At 39.9% G+C, this 24,536-nt stretch carries 21 protein-coding genes; 9 read left to right on the top strand and 12 right to left on the bottom strand.

What is annotated here, in order from left to right; translation table 11 throughout:
• Positions 1-67: 67 nt before the first annotated feature.
• From FTU36_RS00325 to hrpA, 4 genes are all read right to left on the bottom strand, one after another.
• Entirely contained in the window at positions 68-2,083 is a 2,016-nt protein-coding gene (locus FTU36_RS00325) for a hypothetical protein (protein WP_180116594.1), read from the bottom strand.
• A 213-nt stretch (positions 2,084-2,296) separates the two neighbouring features.
• Positions 2,297-3,064, bottom strand: coding sequence for a 1-acyl-sn-glycerol-3-phosphate acyltransferase (locus tag FTU36_RS00320; RefSeq protein WP_180116593.1), 768 nt, complete (start codon positions 3,062-3,064; stop codon positions 2,297-2,299).
• 11 nt (positions 3,065-3,075) lie between these two features.
• Complete coding sequence (locus FTU36_RS00315) at positions 3,076-4,191, bottom strand: beta-ketoacyl-ACP synthase III (RefSeq protein ID WP_078189024.1); 1,116 nt, start codon at positions 4,189-4,191, stop codon at positions 3,076-3,078.
• Positions 4,192-4,221: 30 nt separating this feature from the next.
• Positions 4,222-8,109: an ATP-dependent RNA helicase HrpA gene (hrpA, locus tag FTU36_RS00310; RefSeq protein WP_218954362.1), complete on the bottom strand. Its 3,888-nt coding sequence runs from the start codon at positions 8,107-8,109 to the stop codon at positions 4,222-4,224.
• Positions 8,110-9,444: 1,335 nt separating this feature from the next.
• Here hrpA and ahpC point away from each other — a divergent pair.
• From ahpC to FTU36_RS00295, 3 genes are all read left to right on the top strand, one after another.
• The gene (gene ahpC, locus FTU36_RS00305) at positions 9,445-10,008 is read left to right on the top strand and encodes an alkyl hydroperoxide reductase subunit C (RefSeq protein WP_078193727.1); all 564 of its coding nucleotides are present in this window, start codon (positions 9,445-9,447) and stop codon (positions 10,006-10,008) included.
• Positions 10,009-10,299: 291 nt separating this feature from the next.
• Entirely contained in the window at positions 10,300-10,776 is a 477-nt protein-coding gene (locus tag FTU36_RS00300; RefSeq protein ID WP_180034674.1) for a hypothetical protein, read from the top strand.
• A gap of 218 nt (positions 10,777-10,994) precedes the next feature.
• A complete protein-coding gene (locus tag FTU36_RS00295) occupies positions 10,995-11,201 on the top strand; it encodes a KTSC domain-containing protein (protein ID WP_078189026.1) in 207 nt (68 codons plus the stop codon).
• An 84-nt stretch (positions 11,202-11,285) separates the two neighbouring features.
• Here the strand turns inward: FTU36_RS00295 and FTU36_RS00290 are convergent, their stop codons facing one another.
• Together FTU36_RS00290 and FTU36_RS00285 are read right to left on the bottom strand one after the other, a co-directional pair.
• Positions 11,286-11,879 carry an O-methyltransferase gene (locus FTU36_RS00290; protein ID WP_180007359.1) on the bottom strand — a complete coding sequence of 198 codons (594 nt, stop codon included), beginning with the start codon at positions 11,877-11,879 and terminating at the stop codon, positions 11,286-11,288.
• Between the two features lie 57 nt (positions 11,880-11,936).
• The gene (locus FTU36_RS00285) at positions 11,937-12,155 is read right to left on the bottom strand and encodes a DUF1653 domain-containing protein (RefSeq protein ID WP_180116591.1); all 219 of its coding nucleotides are present in this window, start codon (positions 12,153-12,155) and stop codon (positions 11,937-11,939) included.
• A gap of 283 nt (positions 12,156-12,438) precedes the next feature.
• On the opposite strand from FTU36_RS00285, the gene ahpF reads away from it, so the two are divergent.
• From ahpF to FTU36_RS00270, 3 genes are all read left to right on the top strand, one after another.
• Entirely contained in the window at positions 12,439-14,004 is a 1,566-nt protein-coding gene (ahpF, locus tag FTU36_RS00280; protein WP_180116590.1) for an alkyl hydroperoxide reductase subunit F, read from the top strand.
• Positions 14,005-14,270: 266 nt separating this feature from the next.
• Positions 14,271-14,513, top strand: a complete 243-nt coding sequence (locus tag FTU36_RS00275; protein WP_078192893.1) for a hypothetical protein — start codon at positions 14,271-14,273, stop codon at positions 14,511-14,513.
• A 235-nt stretch (positions 14,514-14,748) separates the two neighbouring features.
• A complete protein-coding gene (locus tag FTU36_RS00270) occupies positions 14,749-14,943 on the top strand; it encodes a hypothetical protein (RefSeq protein WP_180116589.1) in 195 nt (64 codons plus the stop codon).
• Positions 14,944-15,012: 69 nt separating this feature from the next.
• On the opposite strand, the gene FTU36_RS00265 is transcribed toward FTU36_RS00270, so the two are convergent.
• Both FTU36_RS00265 and FTU36_RS00260 read right to left on the bottom strand, forming a co-directional pair.
• Positions 15,013-15,660: a LysE family transporter gene (locus FTU36_RS00265; RefSeq protein ID WP_180116588.1), complete on the bottom strand. Its 648-nt coding sequence runs from the start codon at positions 15,658-15,660 to the stop codon at positions 15,013-15,015.
• A 144-nt stretch (positions 15,661-15,804) separates the two neighbouring features.
• Entirely contained in the window at positions 15,805-16,377 is a 573-nt protein-coding gene (locus tag FTU36_RS00260) for an FxsA family protein (RefSeq protein ID WP_078189033.1), read from the bottom strand.
• Between the two features lie 131 nt (positions 16,378-16,508).
• Between FTU36_RS00260 and ruvC the strand changes: the two genes are divergently transcribed.
• A complete protein-coding gene (gene ruvC, locus FTU36_RS00255; protein ID WP_078189034.1) occupies positions 16,509-17,054 on the top strand; it encodes a crossover junction endodeoxyribonuclease RuvC in 546 nt (181 codons plus the stop codon).
• A gap of 70 nt (positions 17,055-17,124) precedes the next feature.
• Here the strand turns inward: ruvC and FTU36_RS00250 are convergent, their stop codons facing one another.
• Together FTU36_RS00250 and FTU36_RS00245 are read right to left on the bottom strand one after the other, a co-directional pair.
• Positions 17,125-17,400, bottom strand: a complete 276-nt coding sequence (locus FTU36_RS00250) for an acylphosphatase (protein WP_180012138.1) — start codon at positions 17,398-17,400, stop codon at positions 17,125-17,127.
• A gap of 1 nt (position 17,401) precedes the next feature.
• The gene (locus FTU36_RS00245) at positions 17,402-18,889 is read right to left on the bottom strand and encodes an NAD(P)H-hydrate dehydratase (protein ID WP_180027228.1); all 1,488 of its coding nucleotides are present in this window, start codon (positions 18,887-18,889) and stop codon (positions 17,402-17,404) included.
• A gap of 20 nt (positions 18,890-18,909) precedes the next feature.
• Between FTU36_RS00245 and queG the strand changes: the two genes are divergently transcribed.
• Both queG and bioB read left to right on the top strand, forming a co-directional pair.
• Positions 18,910-20,004 (top strand): tRNA epoxyqueuosine(34) reductase QueG, encoded by a 1,095-nt coding sequence (gene queG / locus FTU36_RS00240; RefSeq protein ID WP_180116587.1) that lies wholly within the window; start codon positions 18,910-18,912, stop codon positions 20,002-20,004.
• A 277-nt stretch (positions 20,005-20,281) separates the two neighbouring features.
• On the top strand, positions 20,282-21,274 hold the full coding sequence (gene bioB / locus FTU36_RS00235; RefSeq protein ID WP_180116586.1) for a biotin synthase BioB: 993 nt from the start codon (positions 20,282-20,284) through the stop codon (positions 21,272-21,274).
• A 127-nt stretch (positions 21,275-21,401) separates the two neighbouring features.
• On the opposite strand, the gene FTU36_RS00230 is transcribed toward bioB, so the two are convergent.
• Entirely contained in the window at positions 21,402-21,626 is a 225-nt protein-coding gene (locus tag FTU36_RS00230; RefSeq protein ID WP_180116585.1) for a hypothetical protein, read from the bottom strand.
• Between the two features lie 536 nt (positions 21,627-22,162).
• Positions 22,163-24,367, bottom strand: coding sequence for an OsmC domain/YcaO domain-containing protein (locus FTU36_RS00225; protein ID WP_180116584.1), 2,205 nt, complete (start codon positions 24,365-24,367; stop codon positions 22,163-22,165).
• Positions 24,368-24,536 lie beyond the last annotated feature (169 nt).

The raw sequence follows: 24,536 nt of genomic DNA, 5'->3' as shown, positions 1-24,536 counted from the left end.
GCCTAACGATTTTTGACTCAAAAGTTAAGCGCACAACACAGTTTCCTAAATCCGTATTTCGCCAATCTTACTTTAAGCTATTGAACCTATTTAAAAATTCTTTGGCGATATTTACTTTTTCTATTTCTGCTTGGGTATTATTTGAATACTCAAGTTGATCAAAAACCAAAATGTGGTTTTGCACATGACAGCCCAAAGTCATCGATACATGCAAAATGGGATGGTACATATGAAAAGCTACATATACTCTTGCAATGATACTGGCGCTATAACTTGATGCCAAACAATGTTTAAAGTGAATAGATTCATCAATAATTCGATCGATGGTTTTTAATTCTTCAAAGACCCACTCTTGAAAATATATTTTGTCTTCTGTTGTAAATGGCTGCCAGACTGTTGTCTCAAATTTACGCTTTAATTGAGTTAACACTTCTTGCTTTTGTTGCTTGGCATGCCAATGCACCGCCTGATGAAAGACCCCATTCCAAGTAATATTTTTAGGGACTGTATCACCTGTAGAATAAGTCGTACTAACATAGTCACGCACATATGCATCAAATACAGATACTCTTAAATTAGCATGCTTTAAATAAAATAAATTTCGAAAATCGTGCAGTTGAATTTTATGCTGTCGTAACATACTTAAAAACTGGCGATTTTCTTGGGTTTCTGGACGGATATAATCCATCAAAGCCTGAGGTAAATGCTGCGTACAACGTACTAAATGTTGCAGATAGGCCTGCATAATACGGCTCAAAGGTAGATAGACTTTTTTTATGGCCTGATCCTCCGCGCCTAACACCTGTCGCATTAAGATCAACCACTCATCTAAATACAAAATCGATGGGCTGATCACTACACGATGGTCATCATGCTGCTGATATTTTCGCTGTAAAACAAACTGCAGATTTTTTTCATGATTAAACCAATCATGTTCATGCGCAATCGTATGGCAATTTTGAATAAATAAGCGCGCTGCAACAAATTGAAAATGTTGTAAGGTCTCAAGAATCAATGCGGGATGAATATGCTGCGTATCGACAAAACTTAATGCCGTCACAGCCACTCGTACATTACTGTGTTGAAAATTACGACTCAGCCAATCCAATACTTCGGCTGACTGCTTGAACATCCATCGCACTGCACGATTGTTATCGAGCAAAGGGAGTTTTCCACATTTTTTTTGCCAAATTGCTGTGGCTTGCACAAAATTACTGTGGCTTAATATGTCCTGCTCTGCCCAAACATCCCGATGCATCAAACGAATAAAACCCAACAAAGTGGGACGCTCATATGCATGCTCGAGCAACAAAATAATATCTTCTATATGTTCATTTAATTCTTGTAAATTAAACCGATCTTCATAACTCAAACTCATGATCCTGTATATTGTCGGATCTAAAAATTGTGCTGTAGCAAAACAAATCTCGTCCAAACTATCTATCAAGAGCTGTATCGGCAATATTTCAGCTTCTGTAAGTGAATTAAGCGCAAACATCTGCTCAATCTTTTGCACCAACCAATGTGGTAGACAGATTTGGCATTCGATATACGTTTGTAATAGCGGTGTCTGATAAATCTGCTGCTCTTGCATCAGCTGATCAAAAATTTGCGCTTCAACTGCTGTCATCTGTGCTAAAAACTGTTGAACACGCGCTGGCCCATTTAGATGTTGAAAAACCGACTGTAAGATCAATTGTCTAAATTGCTGTGCTTTTTCTCTGAGCAAGAGTGAATGTTGCGGCTTTAAGTCCCCAGTAAAAAAATACAATTCATGAAATAAGAAATCTTCTATTGCCTCAATACAAGGCGCTGTCCAATGCAATTCAGCAATTTTGATGGGTCTAAACGGATTTCTAGGAAACTGATAGCCAATTGATTCACGACTTTGTAGCTGTAAGGTCCATAGTCCATTACATAGTTGAATGCGGTGCTGCTCTTGTTCAATTTTAAATATATTTTGTGAATTGAGTGCCGTAGCAAACTCCATTTGCTCTTGATACAACTGCTTTAAACTTGGTGATATTCGAATAAGTTGCCGAGCAATATGCTCAAGCTGCGGGGTCAAGCTGTTCTGTTCCATCTTCCGCCCTAACGATCGTTGATTATTTTTCAACCTTCACTATAGTCAAAGTTTAATGCTCCGACTACTGCCATTAATCGGCCAAATAGTTGTACAAAAGGTCAATACGAAGGCGTTAAATAAAATAATCTAAAGGCTATTGTTGTGACAAAATTCACCATGATTTTGAGCTGTGACGAATAAAAAATGGATGAAGTTGAAGAGTAGTCACTATTATTGATCTGTAGAATGTTGTTCTGAACGGATTTTTTTAAGCTGTTCTATCGCAGTGTAAATATCTTGTTGTAGTGCCTCTCGATAGAGCTTTAAATCTTCCACACTCTGAATATGACTCAAACTTTGAGGGGGTAAAAATTGAAAATAGAATGGAATGCGCTTGGGGATAATCCGTTTGGGTAAAGACGGAATCACATCACCATGACGTAATAATTTATCGAGTTTTTGTATTTTTAATAGTTGTTTAAACCAACGATGTTCAACAATCACACTGGCATCAAAACCCAGTTCAAAGACTTCATCTCCACCTAAAGTGGCAAAAGGCACGATATCATAATTAAATTCTTGCGCCAGTTTTAAAAAGCCATAACGTTGCTTCCAAATCAGTTGATAGGCTTCGCCTTTTCGCTTCAAAACCTCTCGACCACCACCGGGAAAAACTAAAATGGAATAACCTTGTTGCATCACTGTTCTGACATAGTCCTGAATGCCTTGGACTGCACCGAACTTTTTGACCATGCCACGCCAACCGGGCAAATAAAAATGGCTATGATCAGCGATACTGACCACAGCCACTTTATGTTCATTGTAGAGATAATCAATAATTACAGGTGAATCGAATACACCATAAATTGTATGATTCCCCACATACATTGCAGGTTTTGATGCATCAATATATTCAGCGCCAAAAAAGGTCGGCGTGAAATACATGCGGGATAAAGCGCTTAAACGCTTTATCCATTTTGCATCATGTTCAACCTGCAAATGTGCTGACCTTAGGCAGCATCATGTTTTTGAACAAGTACAGAACCTACTGAGTAGCCTGCACCAAATGAGCAAAGTACGCCATATTCGCCATGGTTTACTTCATTTGCTGTACGGTGCAATGCAATAATGACACCTGCTGATGAAGTATTGGCAAATTCATCAAGAATGATTGGCACAAGGTCTGGCTGAGCATGTTCTTTACCCACAACCAGTTTCAGAATCAATTCATTCATGCTGGCATTCGCTTGGTGTAACCAGAAGCGTTTTACATCTGTTGCCGCAATTTTATTGTCATCCAATTGCTTAGTGATCATTTTCGCCACTAATGGACACACTTCTTTAAATACTTTACGACCGTCTTGACGGAAACGGTTGTTGTCGATGTCAGCATCGACTTCACTCATATTTAAGTAACCGAAGTTGTTACGAATGTTGTTTGAGAACTGTGTAAACAGGTCAATATCCAACACTTCAAAACCAGCTTTGGTTTCAGTTTCTTCAATGATCGAAGCCGTTGCAACGTCACCAAAGATGAAGTGACAGTCACGCATACGGAAATCTGTATGCCCAGATGTAATCTCAACGTTTACCAATAACACGCGACGAGCGCCTGATTTGATCGCGTCATAGGCTTGCTTGATACCAAAAGTTGCAGCTGAACATGCAACGTTCATGTCATATGCATAGCCCTGAATACCCAATGCAGTTTGGATCTCAATCGCTACAGCAGGATAAGCACGTTGAATATTTGAACAAGACAAAATCACTACATCGATGTCTTCTGCAGTCACGCCTGCATTTTCCATCGCTTGTTTAGCCGCAGCGACACCCCATTCCGCTTGTAGCGAAATTTCATCATTTGGACGTTCATGTAGCACTGGGCGTAAACGTTTTGGATCTAAAATACCGCTTTTTTCAGCAACATAACGTGCTTTCACGCCAGACGCTTTTTCGATAAATTCTGCACTTGAACCACGGCGCGCTTCTAGCTCACCGGCTTCAATTTTTTCAGCATTGTCGCTGTTGTACTGTTCCACATAAGCATTTAAAGCTTCAACTAACTCTTCGTTAGTAATTACGTCTTCTGGATGATAAAGACCTGTACCCGTAATGCGGATGCCCATGTAAAACTCCTTTTAGAAATTACCTATATCTTAACTGATTCCGAGCTTATCCCATACTTTTTGCAAGCGGGATGGAGAAATTGGCATCTTGGTCTTCATTGGTTGAGAGAAAATAGAGATGCGTAACTCCTCAACCATGAAATACAATTCTTTAAGGCGAGTGTCATTTTTAAACTTAAATAATTTTTCCATCCATGGGTCAACTTGATCAATGGCAGAATTGTCCCTTTGTAGGTTATTTGGCAAGCGGTCTAAACGCAAGACTAATGCCTTCAAATATCTTGGAAATTCGAGCCACACATCGGAAGTTTTGCCATAAACAAAATCTGAAAGTTGCATCAAATCGAGCTGATCTTCAATGTCATCAATATTCTTTCCAAACACAGAATCATCTAAAACCAATAATTTCCGACGTATATCCTGCCATTGAATATAGGTTTCAGTTAAAACAGCTAACGCTTGTTGCCCATGGGTCAAGAAAGATTTCTTTACATTTAAAATCAGGTTTTGGTACTCCTGCATATTGACAGGTAGCTCATTTATTGCAAGCTGAAGTGTGGCATAAACTAACATTTGCTCTAGTTTTGCTTTGTCACCTAGCGGTGAATAAGCCAATGCCAAGGGTTTAGAAATCTGTTTTTTCAACTGACGAACTAAATCCCCCAACTGCATATGAACCAAACGAATGATCCCTTCGCGATGTTGTTTGACTGCTTCAAATTGGTCATTGAAGGTCTGAATCACCACACCCGATTCATCTTTGGCATCCAACTCCGCAAAGCCTTTGACTGGAACAAGCGCTTGGTATTGTTTTACCACCACACCCGTGACTTTTTGTGATGCTTCGAACACAAAATTATCAGGGAAGGTTTTAAACTCACCTTTTAACTGTTTGACTGGGCTATGAGTTTCCGTACGACAGCGTGCTTTGAGTTCATCTAGGTCACGACCTTGCTCAATCACACGGCCTTTTTCATCAATGACTTTGATTAAAGGCAGCAGATATTGCTCAACGCGCTCCCAAGAAAAGTCCTTATCTGTGATTTGCTCACCACGTAGTTGGAACGCCAAGAAACTAAAAATATGCTCGCGCAAATGCACGGCATCGACACGATCCATCAATTTACGCGCTGTATCTGGGATTGGCACCAAGTGACGGCGTTTATCCTTAGGCAATGCTTTAAGCAAGGCTTCAATCAGGTCTTGTCGCCAACCAGGTATACCCCATGACCAAATATTTTCATCCACTTGCGGCAAAGCTTGAACTGGAATTTTGACCGTTGCACCATCTTCATCATGACTTGGGTCAAAACGATAACTTGCAGCCAAACGCAGTTCACCATTTCGTAGGTAGTCTGGAAATTGCTGGGTCGTTGGACGGTCATTCATCCAAAGCGCATCATCATCGATAAATAAATGCCGTGGATTTTTCGGTTCTACAGTTGCACGCCAGTCTTCAAAACTACGACGACTTGCCACCTCTTCAGGCACTTTTGCAGCATAAAATTGGTAGATGGTTTCTTCATCCACCACCAAATCACGACGACGCAGTTTATCTTCAACACGCTCAACTTCTTCGAGTTTTAATAAATTGTGTTTTAAGAACGGCGGCGTAATACCCAAATGTCCCGTCGTCAACGCATCGCGTAGGAAAATTTCATGCGCCGCCGGATGATCCACTTTTTCATAATTAATCTGACGACGTGGCTCAATAATCAAACCAAATAAAGAAATTTGATCATAAGCATTCACCACACCAGCTTTTTTCGACCAATGCGGCTCAAAATAATGATGCTTCAATAAATCGCCTGCAGCCAATAAAATCCATTCAGGTTCAATTTTCGCCAATGTACGAAGATATACCTGAGAGGTTTCCACCATCTCAAAAGCCATGACCCAAGGTGTATTTGTTTTATGCAAAGTTGATGCAGGGAAAATACGTGCCTTTTGCTGACGCACTGCCATGAACACATTACGTTCATCGGTTTTGTTGGCAATAAATGAAAGTAAACCCGTTAATAACGCACGGTGCAGATTTTCATAATTGGCCTTCTTTTCATTAAAGGACAGTTTTAAGCCCTGAGCCAAATCCACCAATTGCTCATGGGTTTTTTTCCACTCACGGAGGCGTAACCAACTAAGGAAATGGTTGCGTGCAAAGGTTCGACGCTTATTTTCACTCATGTCACGGTTAGCGACTAAAGCTTCCCATAACTTGATATAGAACAAGAAATCTGAGTCAGCCTCACGGAACAAAGCATGTTTCTGATCGGCCTGCATTTGTTTATCCGAAGGACGTTCACGTGGATCTTGTACCGCTAAAGCAGCGACAATAATCAAAACTTCATTTAATACGCCAAAATGCGCTCCGCCCAAAATCATCCGTGCAAGACGCGGGTCGATTGGCATTTTCGCCATTTGCTGACCAATTTTGGTTAAAGCACCATTTTTATTATTCGCATGTTTTGTGCCTTGTTTTGCTTGGTTTTCCGAAGCAACTTGCGGTGCATACGCCGATTTTTCTTTTAAAGCACCTAATTCAATTAATAGCTTACGACCATCATTCACCAAACGATGATCTGGCGGCTCAATAAAATCAAAGTCTTCTAATTCACCAAAGCCCAAACTTTGCATTTGCAAAATAACCGAGGCCAAGTTGGTTCGTTTAATCTCAGGCTCGGTAAATTCAGGACGACTCATAAAGTCTTCTTCTGAATACAGTCGAATACACACACCCGGTGCGATACGACCACAACGACCTTTACGCTGATTTGCTGCCGCCTGTGATACAGCCTCAATCGGTAGACGCTGTACACGTGAGCGATAGTTATAACGGGATATCCGTGCAAAGCCACTATCAATCACATAGCGAATATTCGGTACGGTTAAAGCCGTTTCTGCCACGTTGGTGGCAATAATAATACGTCGCCCACCGCCTGATGGATTAAAGATCTTTTGCTGTTCTGCCAAAGCCAATCGAGCATATAAAGGTAAAACTTCGGTATGACGTGGCCCAAACTTTTGCAGTGTTTCCTGTAACTCACGAATTTCTTGTTCAGTGCTGGCAAAAATCAAAATGTCGGCATGTTCAGGATGACCTTTTTCCTGCGCATCTTGAAAACATTCTTCTACGGCCGAAACCACGGCACGGGGTAAATTTTCTTCAAAATCGTCAAATTCATCATCATCACTGCCGACAATGCTCAGCTCTGAAATCGGACGATAACGGAGTTCTACCGGAAAGCTTCGACCTTCCACCTCAAAAATAGGTGCCCCATTAAAGTAATTCGAGAATCGATTTACGTCTAAAGTTGCTGAAGTAATAATGACTTTGAGATCTTTACGAAGTGGCAAGAGCTGTTTGAGATAGCCCATGATGAAGTCGATATTTAGCGAACGTTCATGCGCTTCATCGATAATAATCGTGTCGTATTTATTTAAGAATCGGTCATTGGCCAGTTCAGCCAATAAAATACCGTCGGTCATCAAACGAACGATTGAATCTTGTGAACCTTGTTCATTGAAACGAACTTTAAAGGAGATCGACTCCCCCAGCTTTTCGCCCACTTCTTCGGCAATACGCTGCGAAACGCTACGTGCGGCCAGTCGACGAGGTTGCGTATGTCCAATCAAACCCGTTAAACCACGACCTGCAAGCATGGCAATTTGCGGTAACTGCGTGGTTTTACCCGAACCGGTTTCACCTGCCACAATAATCACTTGATGCTTTTGAATCGCGTCAATCAGTTTGTCTGCATACTGCGTAACAGGTAAGTCTTGATTTAATTTAATATTGGGAATGCGGGCAATCCGTTCGCGCACTTTCGCATTCGACTTTTCAAACAAATCTTGAAATTTTTCAGGATTGGCTTCTTTGCCTTTTTTCAGCCGACTTAAGCGATGGCGATCACGAACCATGACCAATTGATCGACATTTAACTGACTTGGCACAGATGCATTATCCTAATAATTAAAATAGAACCGAATATTTTACGCTGTATGTAAAAATAGTGAAAGATGAATCTATTTTTTGCGTGCCTGAAACCAATAGATGAAGCCGAACAGAATAAAATGATAAAAAACTAAAATTGCGGCCAATAACCAATAATTGCCACATGCTTCTATACTGTCATGTAATAGCTGATAAAATGGCACTGTATAAGACATACTCAACGGCATAATTAAAAACATCAATAAAATGAAAGAGATGATCAAAAAATGATGAACAGATTTTGCTAAGCACAAAAAGAATTGAGAATAAAAAGCAAATCAACGCAATAAAAATAAATAAAAGAGGTTCATCCGATGAAAAACCATTCATTTCAGCTTAATAAATAATTTGATTCGGGCTAGCACCTTGAATTGAAAGCACATTCTTGATTCATCCAGTACAGAAAAATAAACCCACATGCTGACTAGAATACGCAACTCAAGCTTATCCATTTGGATGCTTTATCCATTAGGTTTCAGTCCCATAGAAAATATAAATGATACTAAAAACAATAAATATACTCTGCCCGATCACCCATGCGAACAACCAACCATTATGACAATAAACAATACTGTCATAGATAATTTTTGAAATTGAAGCAGTTTCTATCATTAAAATGATGATGAATTGAAAAATCGCATATAGCCATAATATAACCACATACCAAGCACGTCTAAATGATAACAACAGTATGAAAAAAAAGAAGATTCCAACGATTCCCATGGTACTCAATAGCGTAGGATCATCTGACGAAGTTCCAAATAGTTCATTAAAATAGGTCGCTTTTTGAGGTTGCAAGTATTCATAGATACATAAATTTGTACCTATATCTTCAACTTTAAGAATACATAGTGATGCAAGTGCAAGACTGAGAATGGCAATGATACGAAAAAATTGACTAAGCACTTGATCAAATCTGGAATCATTTTATGTTCATGCCATCTTATATGAACAAATTCTATAATTTGAAATATTTTTTATAACTTTTTTAGAGATCACCCTTGAAATCTTATGCCACAAGCATCATGTTGGTTACAGACTTTGAAAAGATGATTTTGTCATTTTACTTTCAACTTTATATGGCATTGATATGGCTTATATCGAATGAAATAATGATAAATAATCGTTATTGCTGAAATAGTTCTGGAGTGTACTAATTCGGATTTTCCGATATTAGTTATGTAAAAATACTATTTCAGCAATAAGAAAAATTTCTGTACCCTATTGGAAATCAAAAACAAACCTCAATCATGGAGACAATGATGAGCTTAATTAATACTGAAGTTAAACCGTTTAAAGCACAAGCATTCCAAAATGGTCAATTCATCGAAGTAACTGAAGCTGATCTTAAAGGTAAATGGTCTGTTGTATTCTTCTACCCAGCTGACTTCACTTTCGTTTGCCCAACTGAACTTGGTGACCTTGCTGACAACTATGCAGAATTCCAAAAACTAGGTGTTGAAATCTACTCAGTTTCTACTGACACTCATTTCACTCACAAAGCTTGGCACGATTCTTCAGAAGAAATCAAAAAAATCCAATACGTAATGGTTGGTGATGCGAACTGGACTCTTGCTAAAAACTTTGACGTATTAATCGAAGCTGACGGTCTTGCTGATCGTGGTACTTTCGTTATCGATCCAGAAGGTAAAATCCAAATCGTTGAAATCAACGCTGGTGGTATCGGTCGTGATGCTCAAGAACTTCTTCGTAAAGTTAAAGCAGCTCAATACGTACACGCTCACCCAGGCGAAGTTTGCCCAGCTAAATGGAAAGAAGGCGACGCAACTCTTGCTCCTTCAATCGACCTAGTTGGTAAAATCTAATCTGTATTAGATTGAACTGATTCAAAAACCACGCTTTTAGCGTGGTTTTTTTATGCCTATTATTGGCGAGTATGTACCTCTATACACCCTACGCAGTTCACACTTTATTCATACAGCTATAACGCCCTAGCACTTTCCATCTATCTATAGATATTCATCAACTTAGCACTTACACAAATATAATAAAAATGCGCCTCATACCTGATGGTTTAGACTTACATCTTTGTCGGTATTTCAGTATTTTTAACTTGAATTTTAGGTCAATTGCTTATTTCAGGAAGATGTAAGCCCATGAAAAAATATTTCGTCTCGATCAGTTTAATTTTATGTTCGTTTACGACTTTTGCTGCCGTGAACTGCGAAGGTGAAATTAAAAACCAAAGTATTCGTGAAGATATTAAAGTCAAAAAAAATTGTCAGCTTGAAGGTTTAATTGTTCATGGCAATGTGATTTTAGAAAATGGCGCTAGTGTTGAACTGCATGACAATCATATAAAAGGCAATATTGAGTCTAATAAAAATTTTACCAAGATCATTGCCAATCATAACAATATCAGTGGCAATGTCGATTTTACGACAGGGAAAAACATCCAACTCCTCAATAACCAAATTTCAGGCGACCTGAAATTAAAGAAAAATAACGGCAATATTGTTCTAAATAATAATGAAATCGCAGGTAATTTGATTTGTCTTGAAAATGCTTTTTCAATTAATGGCAGCAACAACCAAGTCAAAGGCAATAAATCAGAACAATGCCGTAGTTTTTAACTCCCCCGACACCAACAAGTGAGAATGACGCTTATGGCATTTCTTTGAACTGGCATTATTTTTATCAAATTAGTTGATAAAGAAATGAAAAAAATGTGAGATAAAACATTATTTTTTAACAATTCTGCAATACTTCACGCCCTAAATTTGTCTTAATTTCAAATGAGATAAACCTTTAACTGCAGTATGACTATAACAACGCAATAAGGGGGTGGCTTATGACAACAACTGTTGTAACTTCTTGGAAATACAGTTCTTCTTCACGTTACTTAAAAATATTTTATGCGAATGGTTCTGGGGATCTCTTTTATCCAGTTTCACCTTTTATTTATGATAATTTACTTCGATGTAGTGATAAAACGGCATTTGTCCACAAATATTTAGAATATGATCTACATTTTTCACGAGTAAGCTTACAGGGTTAAACCGCTACAAGCTCAGCGCTATAGCAACAGTATTTTTACTAATTAAAAAAAATTCGATCAAATCAGGGCTGAATGCCCTGATTTTTAGTTGCGCCAAGTCACCATAAAGAGCCCTGCGCCCACATTTAAGGTCGTACTGATAAAACGATCATCCGCTTCAACACGTTGGATAAATTCAGCGACCTCATTGGCATGTGATAGCACATTATCCACGATCAACACGCCATTTTGAACTTGTATCAATTCAGCTAAATATGACCAATACGCCACATACGCATCACGTTCTGCATCTAATAAAATGAAGTCATAACGACGATTTGAATGCTGTAAAAAATGCAGTGCATCGCCATGATGAAATTCGATGTATTCGGATAAAGCTAAATTTTCCGCATGCTGTTTAGCTTTCTCAATGCGCGCTGCATCAATTTCAATGGTTTCGACCCGCCCTTGTGTAGACTGCGCAGCATCTGCTAACCACAGCGTGGAATAGCCTGTAGATGTTCCAATTTCCAAGATCTGTTTGGCTTGTTTTAAGCGAATTTGCATAGCTAAAAACAGTGCAGACTCAGGCTCAATATTTCGGTAACGCGCAAGTCGGTGATTTTGCGCAGCATCGTGAGCGCTAAAGTCTGCATAGAGTTGTTGCATATAGTTTTTAAAATTTGCATCCATGCTCATGATTCTGTCCTTTTACTATTTCATTCATATTTATAAATTGAAGGGCTAAATATCTGCTCAGTGGGTTTCTTGGATCAGCTTAAAACGTGGAATTACTTCACCATCAATTTCAACGGTTTCCATAAACATCTCTAAGGGTCTGACCCACATTGAATAGTCGTCATACAAGCACTGATAGATCACAACTTTTTCACGCGTTTCACTATGTGTTGCAACATGAAAGACTTGATACAACTGACCTTTATAATGCTGATAAATCCCTTGCTTGACCTGCATGCCATTTCCCTAAAAAGTTCTCAATACAATAGGGTTGACTCTAGCATTGTCTTGCTTAAAGCGCGATGAATTCATTTATTTTTCCACTATTTAACTTGCATTTCTCGATAATGGCCCAATATTGACTGCATTCACATCGGTATATTCTTATGATTTAGAAAGAAATTTAATCATTTGATTTATAAAACCGATTAATTTTATAAAAACAAACCGTTTCACCTATTTAATGGTTTGTTCTATCATTCTCTCATCAAATAAATTTACTCCTCTGGAGACGTTAGCAATGTTAGATCAAAATACTTCTGCTCAATTAAAAACCTTACTTGAACGCCTTGAAGGCCCGATTGAAATCGTCGCGACCTTAAACGGTACTGACAAATCAGACAAAATTAAAGAATTGGTAACTGAAGTTGCGGCTTTATCTGATTTAGTGACTGCACGTTTTGACGGTAACAACAGCCGCGCGCCAAGCTTTGGTATTGCAAAAGCAGGTGAAACTCCACGCGTATTCTTCGCAGGTCTACCGATGGGCCACGAGTTCACGTCTTTGATCTTGGCATTGTTACAAACCTCTGGTTATGCACCGAAAGTCTCTGACGAAGTACTGAATACCATTAAAGGTCTAGGTCTTAAAACTGACTTTGATGTGTTTGTATCTTTAAGCTGCCATAACTGTCCTGACGTGGTTCAAGCACTTAACTTGATCGCAATTTACAACCCGGGTACAACTGCAACCATGATTGATGGTGCATTCTTCCAAGACGAAGTGGAAGAACGCAAAATCATGGCTGTACCAATGGTATTCCAAGACGGCAACCACATCGGTCAAGGTCGTATGACTTTGGAAGAAATCATTGCTAAATTAGACACCAACTCTGCTGCAAAAGATGCTGAAAAGCTAAATGCCAAAGAAGCATTTGATGTCCTTGTGATTGGTGGTGGCCCTGCAGGTAATACTTCTGCAATCTATGCTGCACGTAAAGGTATCAAAACCGGTATCGTGGCTGAACGCATGGGCGGTCAGGTCATGGATACCATGGACATTGAAAACTTCACGTCGATTCAAAAGACACAAGGTCCTAAGTTTGCTGCTGAAATGGAAGCACATGTACGTGAGTACGGTGTGGACATCATGAACTTGCAACGTGTATCTAACATCAAAGGTGCAGATCAAACAGCCAATGGTCTAGTTGAAGTAACTTTAGAGAATGGTGCAAAACTTGAATCTAAAGCAGTGATTCTTTCAACAGGTGCACGCTGGAGAGAAATGAACGTTCCGGGTGAACAAGAATATCGTACTCGTGGTGTTGCATACTGCCCACACTGTGACGGTCCATTGTTTAAAGGTAAACGTGTTGCAGTGATTGGTGGTGGTAACTCAGGTGTAGAAGCGGCGATTGACCTAGCTGGTATTGTAGAACATGTAACACTTGTTGAGTTTGATACTAAGCTTCGTGCTGACCAAGTCCTTCAAGACAAGTTAAACAGCTTACCGAATACCACTGTGATCATGAATGCATTGTCTACAGAAGTGGTCGGTGATGGTTCACAAGTGACTGCACTAAACTACAAAGACCGTGCAACTGATGAAATCAAAACGATTGAATTGGCAGGTATCTTTGTACAAATCGGTTTGTTACCAAACACTGATTTCTTAAAAGAAACAGCAGTTGAACTTTCAAACCGTGGTGAGATCGTAATTAACGAGCGTAACGAAACCAATGTGAAAGGTGTATTTGCTGCCGGTGACTGTACAACAGTACCGTACAAACAAATCATCATTGCAACAGGTGAAGGCGCGAAAGCATCATTGTCTGCTTTTGATTACATCATCCGTTCTGGTCAATAATTCAGTTTAGACAGAACAGCAAAAGCCAGTTTTCGAACTGGCTTTTTTTATGACTGAAAATTCATGTCTTGTTTTATTTATAAATTACTTATAAAACAAATATTTAACTCTCTGACACTTTTCACTTACACAATAATGAGCAAAACAAACCGTTTAAAACTTGTACAGCAGCTTATTTGCACATTAAGATAAAACAATCATCACGGATTGATGGTTGACAATAACAACAAGAATGTTGGTCAAATTCGACTAAATGGAGAAACGCAATGCACTATCAATATCACTGTGCTTGTTGCAATAAAGTATTGGCTTCAAGCGATAAAGAATGTTCCGAATGTGGCTCGCATAATATCCGTAGCCCATATGGCTTTTGGATATTTTGCATACTCAGTTGTTTGGCTGTTGCCATTCTATTTAAGAGTGTCCAAGTGTATTTGCAACAGCACGATACTGAAGCGACAACCCAACTCAACATCTTTGAAGTACTCAAGCAGGATGGTAAAAATTAAGCTTTTTTTACAACAGCCAAACATAGCCCTATGAACAAGCTGGCAATGTGTAAAATTATAGCCAAGTGAATTTAAGCACCGTTATCAGGTCGCGTTAAAGTCATTCAAAGCGAGAAATTAAAATGATGAAAGCCTGAATGATTTCAGGCTTTTTTATGCGCTTGCATTGCCCTGCTTACTTATCTTCACAAGGAAAATTCTTTAAACTATGGCAATAGCAATGAGGTTCTAGACGATGGTGCAGTTAATCAAAAAAGGCGGTTTACGTGAGCGCGCCAATCGTAGCCGATCATACAATGGCTCTGAAAATACCGAAACTACCCTCAAGCCAAACCGTTATCGTGATCATGCTGAAACCACCGATGTTGCACAAGATCCATCAAATACAGCACCATCTAAAGACCAAGATCAAACCAATCCAGAGCAATAAAATTGGCACATAAAAAAAGCCAAGTTCTAATACTTGGCTTTCGCTTTGCTGACAGCAATATGTTTGCAGCTATTGAAGATTGAACATTCTAATTGCGTCGAACCACAGCCAAATCGCAAAAATTAAAAATAACGCCCCTGAAACCACATCAATATAACTACCCGAACGTTGGTAGAGTGCTTTAATTTTAGGCAAAGACATAATCATCATAAACAGACTAAACACAATAAAAGTTTGAATCGGAATGATGACAGCAAGCTGTGCTTTTAGGTTACTACTGGCTGATGAACTCAACGCCAGTGAGAACACACTACTAAAATAGATCAGTGTTTTCGGATTGGCTAAATTTGTAAATAAACCTAATAAAAAATAATTTTCAGTATTCTGCTGACTTAAGGCCTGCCCATCTTCTAAATTGGCTGTTTGATTTAAACTTTTAAGCCCACCACTAAACATCGCCCAACCCATTTTCGCCAAGAAAAATCCACCAACAGCCATTAAAACTTGTTGTATCCATGGAAATTGCTCAACCAGAACCGTAAAGCCCAATAAGGTTAAAACGACCCACACCACAATCCCGACAGAGATCCCCGCAATAATTTTTAAGGTATTTGCACGGGTTGTTGATACTGCACATTTAGCAATTAATAATACATCTGGACCGGGACTCAACTGCGCAACAAAATGAAGCGCACAGATGGTGAATAACAGTGACATGCAAGCTGATTCATTTGAATTAAAACGTGAAGATTATATCGCTTGTTCAATTTTTTTGTTGGCAACACAAGGTTTATTTTTAGGCCGTATCAAAATTTACGCAAAAAAAGCCGAATACACATTCGGCCTTTCATACTGAGTTACTTATTTTTTATTGACATCTTTCAGTTCAATTTGTTTCGCTTCTGGCGTCACTTCACGAGCTTCACCATCAATAACGGATGAATCACGACCTGATTGCTGATTTTGCATATCTTGCATTTGACGCATCATATCTGCAAATGGGTTCTGACCTTGAGCACCGCCCATGCCTCCCATATCGCCCATCATGCCACCCATCATTTTTTCCATCATAGCTTGCTGACGCTTCATCATTGTTTTCATCATGACTGCTTTCATGGCATTTTGTACAGGTGGAATCAAAATAAGTAATGCCATAATATCTGAGATTAGACCCGGTAACAGCAATAAGAAACCAGCCAAAATTTTTGGTAAATTTCCAGTTAAAGCTGGATCATTACTCATTTGACCTGCTTGCATTTGCTGCATTTGAGGCATCAGACCTGATGAATATTTACGGATAATATTCATCCCTATAAAGAAGGCCGCCACGAACCAGAAAAAGACATACCACATGCTGCCGACGAGGTCGCCCACACCGATCCAGACAAACACTTCCAGGATCAAGCCTGCTAAAATCAGAAGAAATAATTTCATGAAAATTAAACAAATCTAAGTAAATTAATTTAAGGTGTTGCGTTCAACTGCTCAATCACTATCAAGCTTTTTTGACACGCTTATGTAACAATATGGGCATATTTTTATTTTTAAAGGGCAAATAGGCAAACATGTCATTAATTATCGGTATTGACCCTGGGTCGCGCTTAACTGGTTACGGCATCATCGAAAAGGATGGTTCTAAACTACGTTTTGTCGATGCTGGCACCATTCGTACCGAAACGACAGAAATGCCTGAACGCTTAAAACGTATCTTTGCTGGTATTGATCGTATCGTAAAGTTTCACGGACCTACTGAAGCCGCGGTTGAGCAAGTCTTTATGGCTCAAAACCCTGACTCTGCCTTAAAACTGGGTCAAGCACGCGGTGCTGCCATTGCCGCTTTAACCAATTTAGATTTACAAGTCGCTGAATATACAGCACGTCAAATCAAACAATCAGTGGTCGGCTATGGTGCGGCAGACAAAGAACAAGTCCAAATGATGGTTATGCGCATTCTGAACCTAAGCATCAAACCACAGCAGGATGCAGCCGATGCTTTGGCTGCCGCAATTTGTCATGCGCATGCGTCTGGTAGTATGAGTAAAATGGCTGTACTGAATGCCTTAGGTGGTATGGCTCGTGGTCGAAGTCGTGTAAGCACTCGACGTCGATAAATAATCGTCAAAACATATAGCTCAGTAATTCAGATTGTTTTCAAAAGCCCACTCAATCTAGTGATCAAATTTAGCGGATCATTTTAAAATTGCTATAGTCTAATTCATGCATTGGAATTTCTTGCTGATCGATTTTAGTTACGTCTGCTCGTAAAGGCCCCACCAGACTGTGTTTCAGTATTTTATGAATGGCGTCTTCAGTTCCAATAATCAGTGCTTCAACTTCGCCCGTCGCTAGATTTTTCACATAGCCATTTAAACCAAGTGCAATCGCTTGCTGTTCAAACCAACGACGATAGCCAACGCCCTGCACTTTACCTTGAATTCGCAATTTAACTGCATGCATTTTAGTCTTCAACTCCTGAATGATTGACCACATGATAAACCGCTTGGGCCATATCCTGCGCTTGCAAACCACGCATCCCCGGCTTCGCCAATACATCACCTGCTAAAGCATGCAGGCTTACGATTTCGTGCAGATGAATTTGCTGATGGAATTGTGCTTTTAAACTTGCAATCATCCCTGCAAGCACATCTCCCATACCGCCTGTACCCATTCCTGCATTACCTGCGGTGCAAATCCAAAGCTGATCTTCAAGTATTAAGCTGCCTGCCCCTTTAAGCACCCATTGACCTTGAAATTTTTCTTTTAAATACTGAATTGCTTGTACACGATCCGCTTCAACTTCTGCAGTAGATAGACCCAATAATTTTGCAGCCTCACCCGGATGTGGCGTTGCATAGGTGCGTGTATTCAATTTTTCAGGTGTTTCAGCTAGAAACCACAAGGCATCTGCATCCAAAACAATTTCCAAGGTTGACTGCTGAATCAATGGAAACCATGACTGAAACTGCTGTTGTGCCCAATTGTCACGACCAAGCCCCATGCCAAAGCTAATCGCATCGACATGATCGATCAGTTGCCGAATCGCTTCTGTATTTAAAGCATTGATATCGCGTAGCATAATATTCGGTGCGCGCGCCAAAATTGCGGTGTGATGTCGTGCATCACAAACAACCGTGACCTTACCTGCACCTGCATGGAATGCAGCCTCAGCAGCCATAATCACCGCCCCACCCATTTCAGCATGTCCACCAACAACTAAAACATGTCCATAACTGCCTTTATGACCAAAAGCTTGTCGCTCAGGTAAAGTGATTTTCTGCGGTGACAAATACGCAAGTGGCTCAAGCTTAATATCAGTCGGTATGCATGCTATCACCGAAACTTCACCTGCATATTCCTTCGCTTGGCCTGTAAATAACCCTGCTTTTAAACCCAATGCCGTAAAGGTATAATCGGCTTGAAATGCGATGGGTAAAGGCTGTCCTGTATTGGCATGTAAACCGCTTGGAATATCAATCGCAACTTTGAGTCCCGTGCATGCATTCAATCGTTGAATAATGGCTTGCCACTCGTGAGAAAGTTCACGATTGAGCCCTATACCAAATAATGCGTCGATATAGACGTCATAGTCACGCTGAAAATCAAAATGTGTATAGATCTTGAGCTTGTGATCTATCGTTTCCTGTACCGCAGAATGCAAATCTTTCGATGCCCCTATTTCAGCGGCATAGATATCGACTTGAAAGCCTGCTTGCTGTAGATATTGCGCTGTAAGATAGCCGTCGCCTGCGTTGTTACCCTGCCCACAACACACTGCAATATTTTTTAAATTTTGCTGCTTTAACATTGGAATAAGTTGCTGAGCAATCGACCATGCGACCTGCTGCATCAGACCATAACTGCTATTGTGCTGAGCAAACCAACGCTGCTCCCAAGCTTGAATACTTTGGCTAAGATAAACAGGGCTATGGTAAACTTGCAGACGCATTGTTTTTCCTTGTTATGATTATGGCCGCTTCAACTCCTGCACAAAAAATTCCTGTCGATCAATATGATCCAGAAACCCTAAAAGCATGGATTAAAGCGCAAGCCTTAAATTTAGGTTTTTCTGATTGTGTCATCGCAAAGCCAGATGCTCAAGAGGAACTCCCTCGTTTTAAAGAATATTTAGAACGTGGTTATCATGGCGATATGAAATTCCTAGAGGAAAACCTTGAAAAACGTGCCAATCCTGCACTTTTAGTCCCCGGCACACGCAGTATCATTTGTGTCCGCATGGATTATTTGGTCGAAACCCCAAAACCACGTTATGTTCCTAATGAGCCAAATGCAGCCATCATTGCACGCTATGCACGAGGTCGTGACTACCACAAAGTCATGCGTGGTCGTTTAAAAACCTTGTCGAATATCATCCGTGAAAAAATCGGAGATTTTGAATCTAGACCCTTTACCGACTCTGCACCAGTGTTTGAAAAATCCTTAGCTGAAAATGCAGGCATGGGCTGGACAGGCAAACACACCTTACTGATCCATAAAAAATCAGGCTCATTTTTTGTATTAGGTGAGCTGTTTACATCACTCGATTTGCCTTTTGATTCTCCGACAACCAAACATTGTGGTTCATGCACAGCCTGTATTGATATCTGTCCAACTCAGGCCATCGTTGAACCCTATATGTTAGATGCACGTAAATGCATTGCCTACTTAACCATCGAATACAAAGGCATCATTCCTGAAGAATTACGCCGTGGCATTGGCAACCGTGTGTTTGGTTGTGATGACTGTCAGCTCATCTGTCCATGGAATAGCTTTGCGCATAAAACTCAAATTGAGGACTTTTATCCACGTCATGGCCTCGACCAAGTGAGTTTATTAGATCTTTGGCAATGGGATGAAGCCACTTTTTTAAGCTGTACTGAAGGCAGTCCTATCCGACGAACAGGCTATCAAAGCTTTATGCGAAATATCGCGATAGGCTTAGGCAATGCACCATACAGTTCAAATATTGTTCAATCATTAAAAAATTCTCGCGAAAAACATGACGCGATTGTGCAAGTTCATATTGATTGGGCAATTGCAGAACAAAACTCAAAAATGCTTTAAGGACTTTTATTCTCTATTTTCCAGATCCTTACTAAGTTTTCATTTAAGCTAAAACTTAGTGACGTAATCCAAGAAAATTAATTTTTTAGCTCAAAATAAACATTGCAGCGATTGTGCTGTCATTTAGCATAACTTTGCAAGCATCTTAAATATCAAAAGTTCTTTGAAAAAGTCATTTCAATGCATTTTAGCTAAATTGCAATGTTACAAAATAGTCTTGGAAGTCTGCAAATTTTACGTATGATGATCTGCATTAGGCAGAAAATATGGATCATTTATGAGCTACCGAAATGACTGGACACATCCAGAAATACAAGAGTTGTATCAACAACCATTGATGGATTTATTATTCCAAGCACAGACCATTCACCGTGAATATTTCCAAGCCAATCATATTCAAGTCAGCACATTACTTTCGATTAAAACTGGTAAGTGCCCTGAAGACTGTAAATATTGCTCACAGTCCGCACATTATGACTCTGGATTAGAGGCTGAAAAACGTCTGGCTGTGGAAAAAGTCATTAATGAAGCGAAAGCTGCGCTTGCCTCAGGTTCTTCGCGTTTTTGTATGGGCGCTGCATGGCGCAATCCACATGAACGGGACATGCCATATGTGTTAGAAATGGTGCGTGAAGTCAAAGCGCTTGGACTTGAAACCTGTATGACCCTTGGCATGCTGAATCAGTCTCAAGCAGAGCGCTTACATGAGGCGGGCTTAGATTATTACAACCATAACCTCGATACTTCTCGTGAGTATTATCCCAATGTCATTAGCACGCGTAGCTATGATGACCGTTTAACGACGCTAGACTATGTTCGCCAATCTGGAATGAAAATCTGTAGCGGCGGAATTGTGGGCTTAGGTGAAAGCCGTGATGACCGTATCGCCTTTTTGATGGAGTTGGCAACGCTGCCGATTCATCCTGAATCCGTGCCGATTAATCTCCTTGTCCCTATTCAAGGTACCCCACTTGCAGAGGTTGAGAAACTTGATGTGATCGAATGGATTCGCACCATTGCAGTCGCACGGATCATTATGCCAAAAAGCTATATTCGACTCTCTGCAGGTCGTGAATCCCTGAGTGATTCAGAACAAGCTTTGGCATTTATGGCAGGTGCAAATTCACTCTTTTCCGGTGAAAAACTGCTGACCACGCCAAATGCAGGCGAAGGCAAAGATCAGCTTTTATTTAGCAAACTCGGTTTAATCGCGGAACAGCCCAAACCAAATGCTGCACAGCTTTCAACTGATGCCATGCAAATGGCTTAAAATCTAAGCCCCGAAGTTCGGGGCTTAGTTCAATTGAATGATCAGTGATAGGTATCAAAGTGCAATGCAAGAGATGGTGCGGACAAATGAAATGGCTAAATCACCATGAGTAGGGAAAATATATCGTTTACTTAACAAAGTTATGTGCTGTTATTAAAATTCCATAGCCTGCATTTAAATAATCCCCTTCACGAATAATGTCTTGACCATTAGCATGTTGAACCACCAATTGCTGCTGAATCGCATCATAATAAAAAGATTCAAAGCAATCCTGATGTTGTAATAACCATGCAATGGTATCTGCCATATTGGCATCGACGGTATAACGCTCGGCTTGAAAATCTTTACTCATATCTGCATGAAAACTGTGGATGTGATTCTATTTTAATGATTTCAATATTGACCGGCATTAAAAAAGTGAGCTTTCGCTCACTTTTTTTTCGGCTTAGACTCTGCATTACTTTGTCACACCGCACTTACGACATTCCTTGTGCGAACCGATTTCTTCCATTTGCTCGTATTCGTAAATATGCATGCAAAATAGTTTTCTGAATAATTGAAGCATGTTGTTAAAACTCCCATTTATTTATTAATGTGCTTCTGAATATTTCGTCCTGAAATATTATGAACATGCCTAAACACGCCATAGCTAATTTATTATCATATTTTTCCAATGAGTCAAATATCTTTACTTTAAAATGACACAATTTCGGATAATCGGTTATTTTTAAGCCTCCCTTATATTCACCTGAGTTATAAGGATTTTTATTAATATCAACATCACAGATATAGATTAATTTTCAGCAAATTTCGCACAAAAAAACTCCCCCTTAGGAGAGTTTTTTCAAATAGATGATCACATGAGTAACGTTATTCACAAGCCCAGATTTAAACGTTCTGACTGGCAAACTTCGCACGTGCAGCATGCAATTTTTTATAGCTATCAATCAGACGTAAATGACGATCTAAACCTTCAAGTTGCATATTGGTTTCAGTTAAACCGTAGAAGCGAAGACTGCCATCCATTGAACCAATCACTGCATCCATACGTTCGTCACCAAACATACGACGGAAATTATGTTCATAGTCATTGAGATCTAAGTCATCGTCCAATTCAACTTCTAAAACCACATTCATACATTGATAGAACAAACCACGTTCGACCGTATTGGTGTTGTATTGAAGGAAGGTTTCGACCAACTCTTTTGCTTCTTCAAACTCTTGTAGCGCAATATAGATCAGTAGTTTGAGCTCAAGAACCGTTAATTGACCCCATACGGTATTGTCATCAAACTCAATCCCGATGAGCGTCACAATATCCGTGTAGTCATCCACTTCAAGCTCTTCTAAGCGCTCAACCAGTGACACTAACTCGTCTTCATCTAGACGATGAATGTTTAAAATATCTTCACGGAAGTCCAAAGCTTTGTTGGTGTTATCCCAAACCAAGTCTTCAACCAAATACACTTCAGAATAACCCGGAACTAAAATACGACATGCCGTAGCACCAAGATGCTGGTAGACCGCCATATACACTTCTTTGCCCATGTCTTCTAGAATCGCAAACATCGCTGCAGCTTCTTCCGCATTGGCATTTTCACCTTCAGATGTGAAATCCCACTCTACAAAATCATAGTCTGATTGTGCGCTAAAGAATTTCCAAGATACCAAACCACTTGAGTCAATAAAGTGTTCTACAAAGTTATTTGGCTCAGTGACTGCATTCGAGCTAAACGTTGGTTTTGGTAGATCGTTTAGACCTTCAAAGCTTCGGCCTTGTAGAAGCTCGGTTAAGCTACGCTCTAAAGCCACTTCGAGTTTAGGGTGCGCACCAAAAGATGCAAAAACCCCACCAGTACGTGGGTTCATTAAGGTTACACACATCACAGGGTACCGACCACCCAGTGAAGCATCTTTTACCAATACAGGAAAACCTTGTTCTTCAAGCCCTTTAATACCTGCAACAATACTTGGATATTTGGCTAAAACCTCTTCAGGAACATCTGGTAATGCCAATTCACCTTGCAAAATCTCACGTTTTACTGCACGTTCAAAGATTTCAGATAAGCATTGAACCTGCGCTTCTGCCAAGGTATTCCCTGCACTCATCCCGTTTGACAAGTATAAATTTTCAATCAAGTTTGATGGGAAATACACTGTTTCACCATCTGACTGACGGACAAAAGGAAGAGAGCAAATACCGCGTGCTGTATTTCCTGAATTGGTGTCATATAGATGTGTGCCTAACAACTCATCTTCTGGGTTATAAATTACACGTGTGTAGTCATCCAAAATTTCGACAGGTAACTCGCCTTCTGGGCCGGGTTGGAACCATTTTTCATCTGGATAGTGCACAAAGTCAGCATTGGCAATCTCTTCACCCCAGAACTGGTCGTTATAGAAGAAGTTGCAATTGAGACGTTCAATAAATTCACCCAAAGCCGAGGCTAAGGCACTTTCTTTGGTTGAACCCTTACCATTGGTAAAACACATTGGCGATTGTGCATCACGAATATGTAGAGACCAAACATTCGGTACGATGTTACGCCATGACGCGATTTCAATCTTCATGCCTAAACCAGCCAAAATACCTGACATATTGGCAATGGTTTCTTCTAATGGCAGATCTTTACCTGGAATAAACGTGGTACTTTCTGACGCTAAATTTGGCATAAGTAAAGCTTGTGCATCTGCATCAATGCTTTCTACTTCTTCAATGACAAATTCAGGACCAGTCTGAATCACTTTTTTGACCGTACAGCGGTCAATTGAACGCAAAATACCTTGACGGTCCTTTTCAGAAATATCCGCAGGCAGTTCAACTTGAATTTTGAAAATTTGCTTATAGCGGTTTTCAGGATCAACAATATTATTTTGTGATAAGCGAATATTATCTGTCGGAATGTCTCGCGCCGCACAATACACTTTTACAAAATACGCTGCACATAATGCTGACGACGCCAAAAAGTAGTCGAATGGTCCGGGAGCAGAACCATCACCTTTATAGCGAATAGGTTGGTCGGCAATTACCGTGAAGTCATCAAATTTGGCTTCTTGTCGAAGGTTATCGAGATAATTAACCTTAATTTCCATGTGGGCACCTAAATATTCTTATGTGTCAGTGCAACACATAAAAATGAAAACATAAGCCGAATAACTGTAGGACATTGACTTAAAAATGTGAGGCCAGTACCAATCTAAGCGCTGTTGGGCACGGTACTGACAAGAATGGGCATTATTATAAGGTTATTTTGACTGTTTG

The organism is Acinetobacter sp. YH12096, assembly GCF_013419215.1.
Lineage (GTDB): Bacteria > Pseudomonadota > Gammaproteobacteria > Pseudomonadales > Moraxellaceae > Acinetobacter > Acinetobacter amyesii.
Note: the sequence above shows the minus strand (reverse complement) of the source record. Positions and strands in the feature narration are given on the sequence as shown.

Coding starts and splice junctions, on each gene's coding strand:
- FTU36_RS00300 (WP_180034674.1), top strand. CDS start 10,300: ATGAAAAAATATTTCGTCTCGATCAGTTTAATTTTATGTTCGTTTACG.
- FTU36_RS00295 (WP_078189026.1), top strand. CDS start 10,995: ATGACAACAACTGTTGTAACTTCTTGGAAATACAGTTCTTCTTCACGT.
- FTU36_RS00225 (WP_180116584.1), bottom strand. CDS start 24,367: ATGGAAATTAAGGTTAATTATCTCGATAACCTTCGACAAGAAGCCAAA.
- FTU36_RS00270 (WP_180116589.1), top strand. CDS start 14,749: ATGGTGCAGTTAATCAAAAAAGGCGGTTTACGTGAGCGCGCCAATCGT.
- bioB (WP_180116586.1), top strand. CDS start 20,282: ATGAGCTACCGAAATGACTGGACACATCCAGAAATACAAGAGTTGTAT.
- hrpA (WP_218954362.1), bottom strand. CDS start 8,109: ATGGTTCGTGATCGCCATCGCTTAAGTCGGCTGAAAAAAGGCAAAGAA.
- ruvC (WP_078189034.1), top strand. CDS start 16,509: ATGTCATTAATTATCGGTATTGACCCTGGGTCGCGCTTAACTGGTTAC.
- FTU36_RS00285 (WP_180116591.1), bottom strand. CDS start 12,155: ATGCAGGTCAAGCAAGGGATTTATCAGCATTATAAAGGTCAGTTGTAT.
- FTU36_RS00325 (WP_180116594.1), bottom strand. CDS start 2,083: ATGGAACAGAACAGCTTGACCCCGCAGCTTGAGCATATTGCTCGGCAA.
- FTU36_RS00290 (WP_180007359.1), bottom strand. CDS start 11,879: ATGAGCATGGATGCAAATTTTAAAAACTATATGCAACAACTCTATGCA.
- ahpF (WP_180116590.1), top strand. CDS start 12,439: ATGTTAGATCAAAATACTTCTGCTCAATTAAAAACCTTACTTGAACGC.
- FTU36_RS00275 (WP_078192893.1), top strand. CDS start 14,271: ATGCACTATCAATATCACTGTGCTTGTTGCAATAAAGTATTGGCTTCA.
- FTU36_RS00265 (WP_180116588.1), bottom strand. CDS start 15,660: ATGTCACTGTTATTCACCATCTGTGCGCTTCATTTTGTTGCGCAGTTG.
- FTU36_RS00245 (WP_180027228.1), bottom strand. CDS start 18,889: ATGCGTCTGCAAGTTTACCATAGCCCTGTTTATCTTAGCCAAAGTATT.
- ahpC (WP_078193727.1), top strand. CDS start 9,445: ATGAGCTTAATTAATACTGAAGTTAAACCGTTTAAAGCACAAGCATTC.
- FTU36_RS00230 (WP_180116585.1), bottom strand. CDS start 21,626: ATGAGTAAAGATTTTCAAGCCGAGCGTTATACCGTCGATGCCAATATG.
- FTU36_RS00250 (WP_180012138.1), bottom strand. CDS start 17,400: ATGCATGCAGTTAAATTGCGAATTCAAGGTAAAGTGCAGGGCGTTGGC.
- FTU36_RS00260 (WP_078189033.1), bottom strand. CDS start 16,377: ATGAAATTATTTCTTCTGATTTTAGCAGGCTTGATCCTGGAAGTGTTT.
- FTU36_RS00315 (WP_078189024.1), bottom strand. CDS start 4,191: ATGGGCATCCGCATTACGGGTACAGGTCTTTATCATCCAGAAGACGTA.
- queG (WP_180116587.1), top strand. CDS start 18,910: ATGGCCGCTTCAACTCCTGCACAAAAAATTCCTGTCGATCAATATGAT.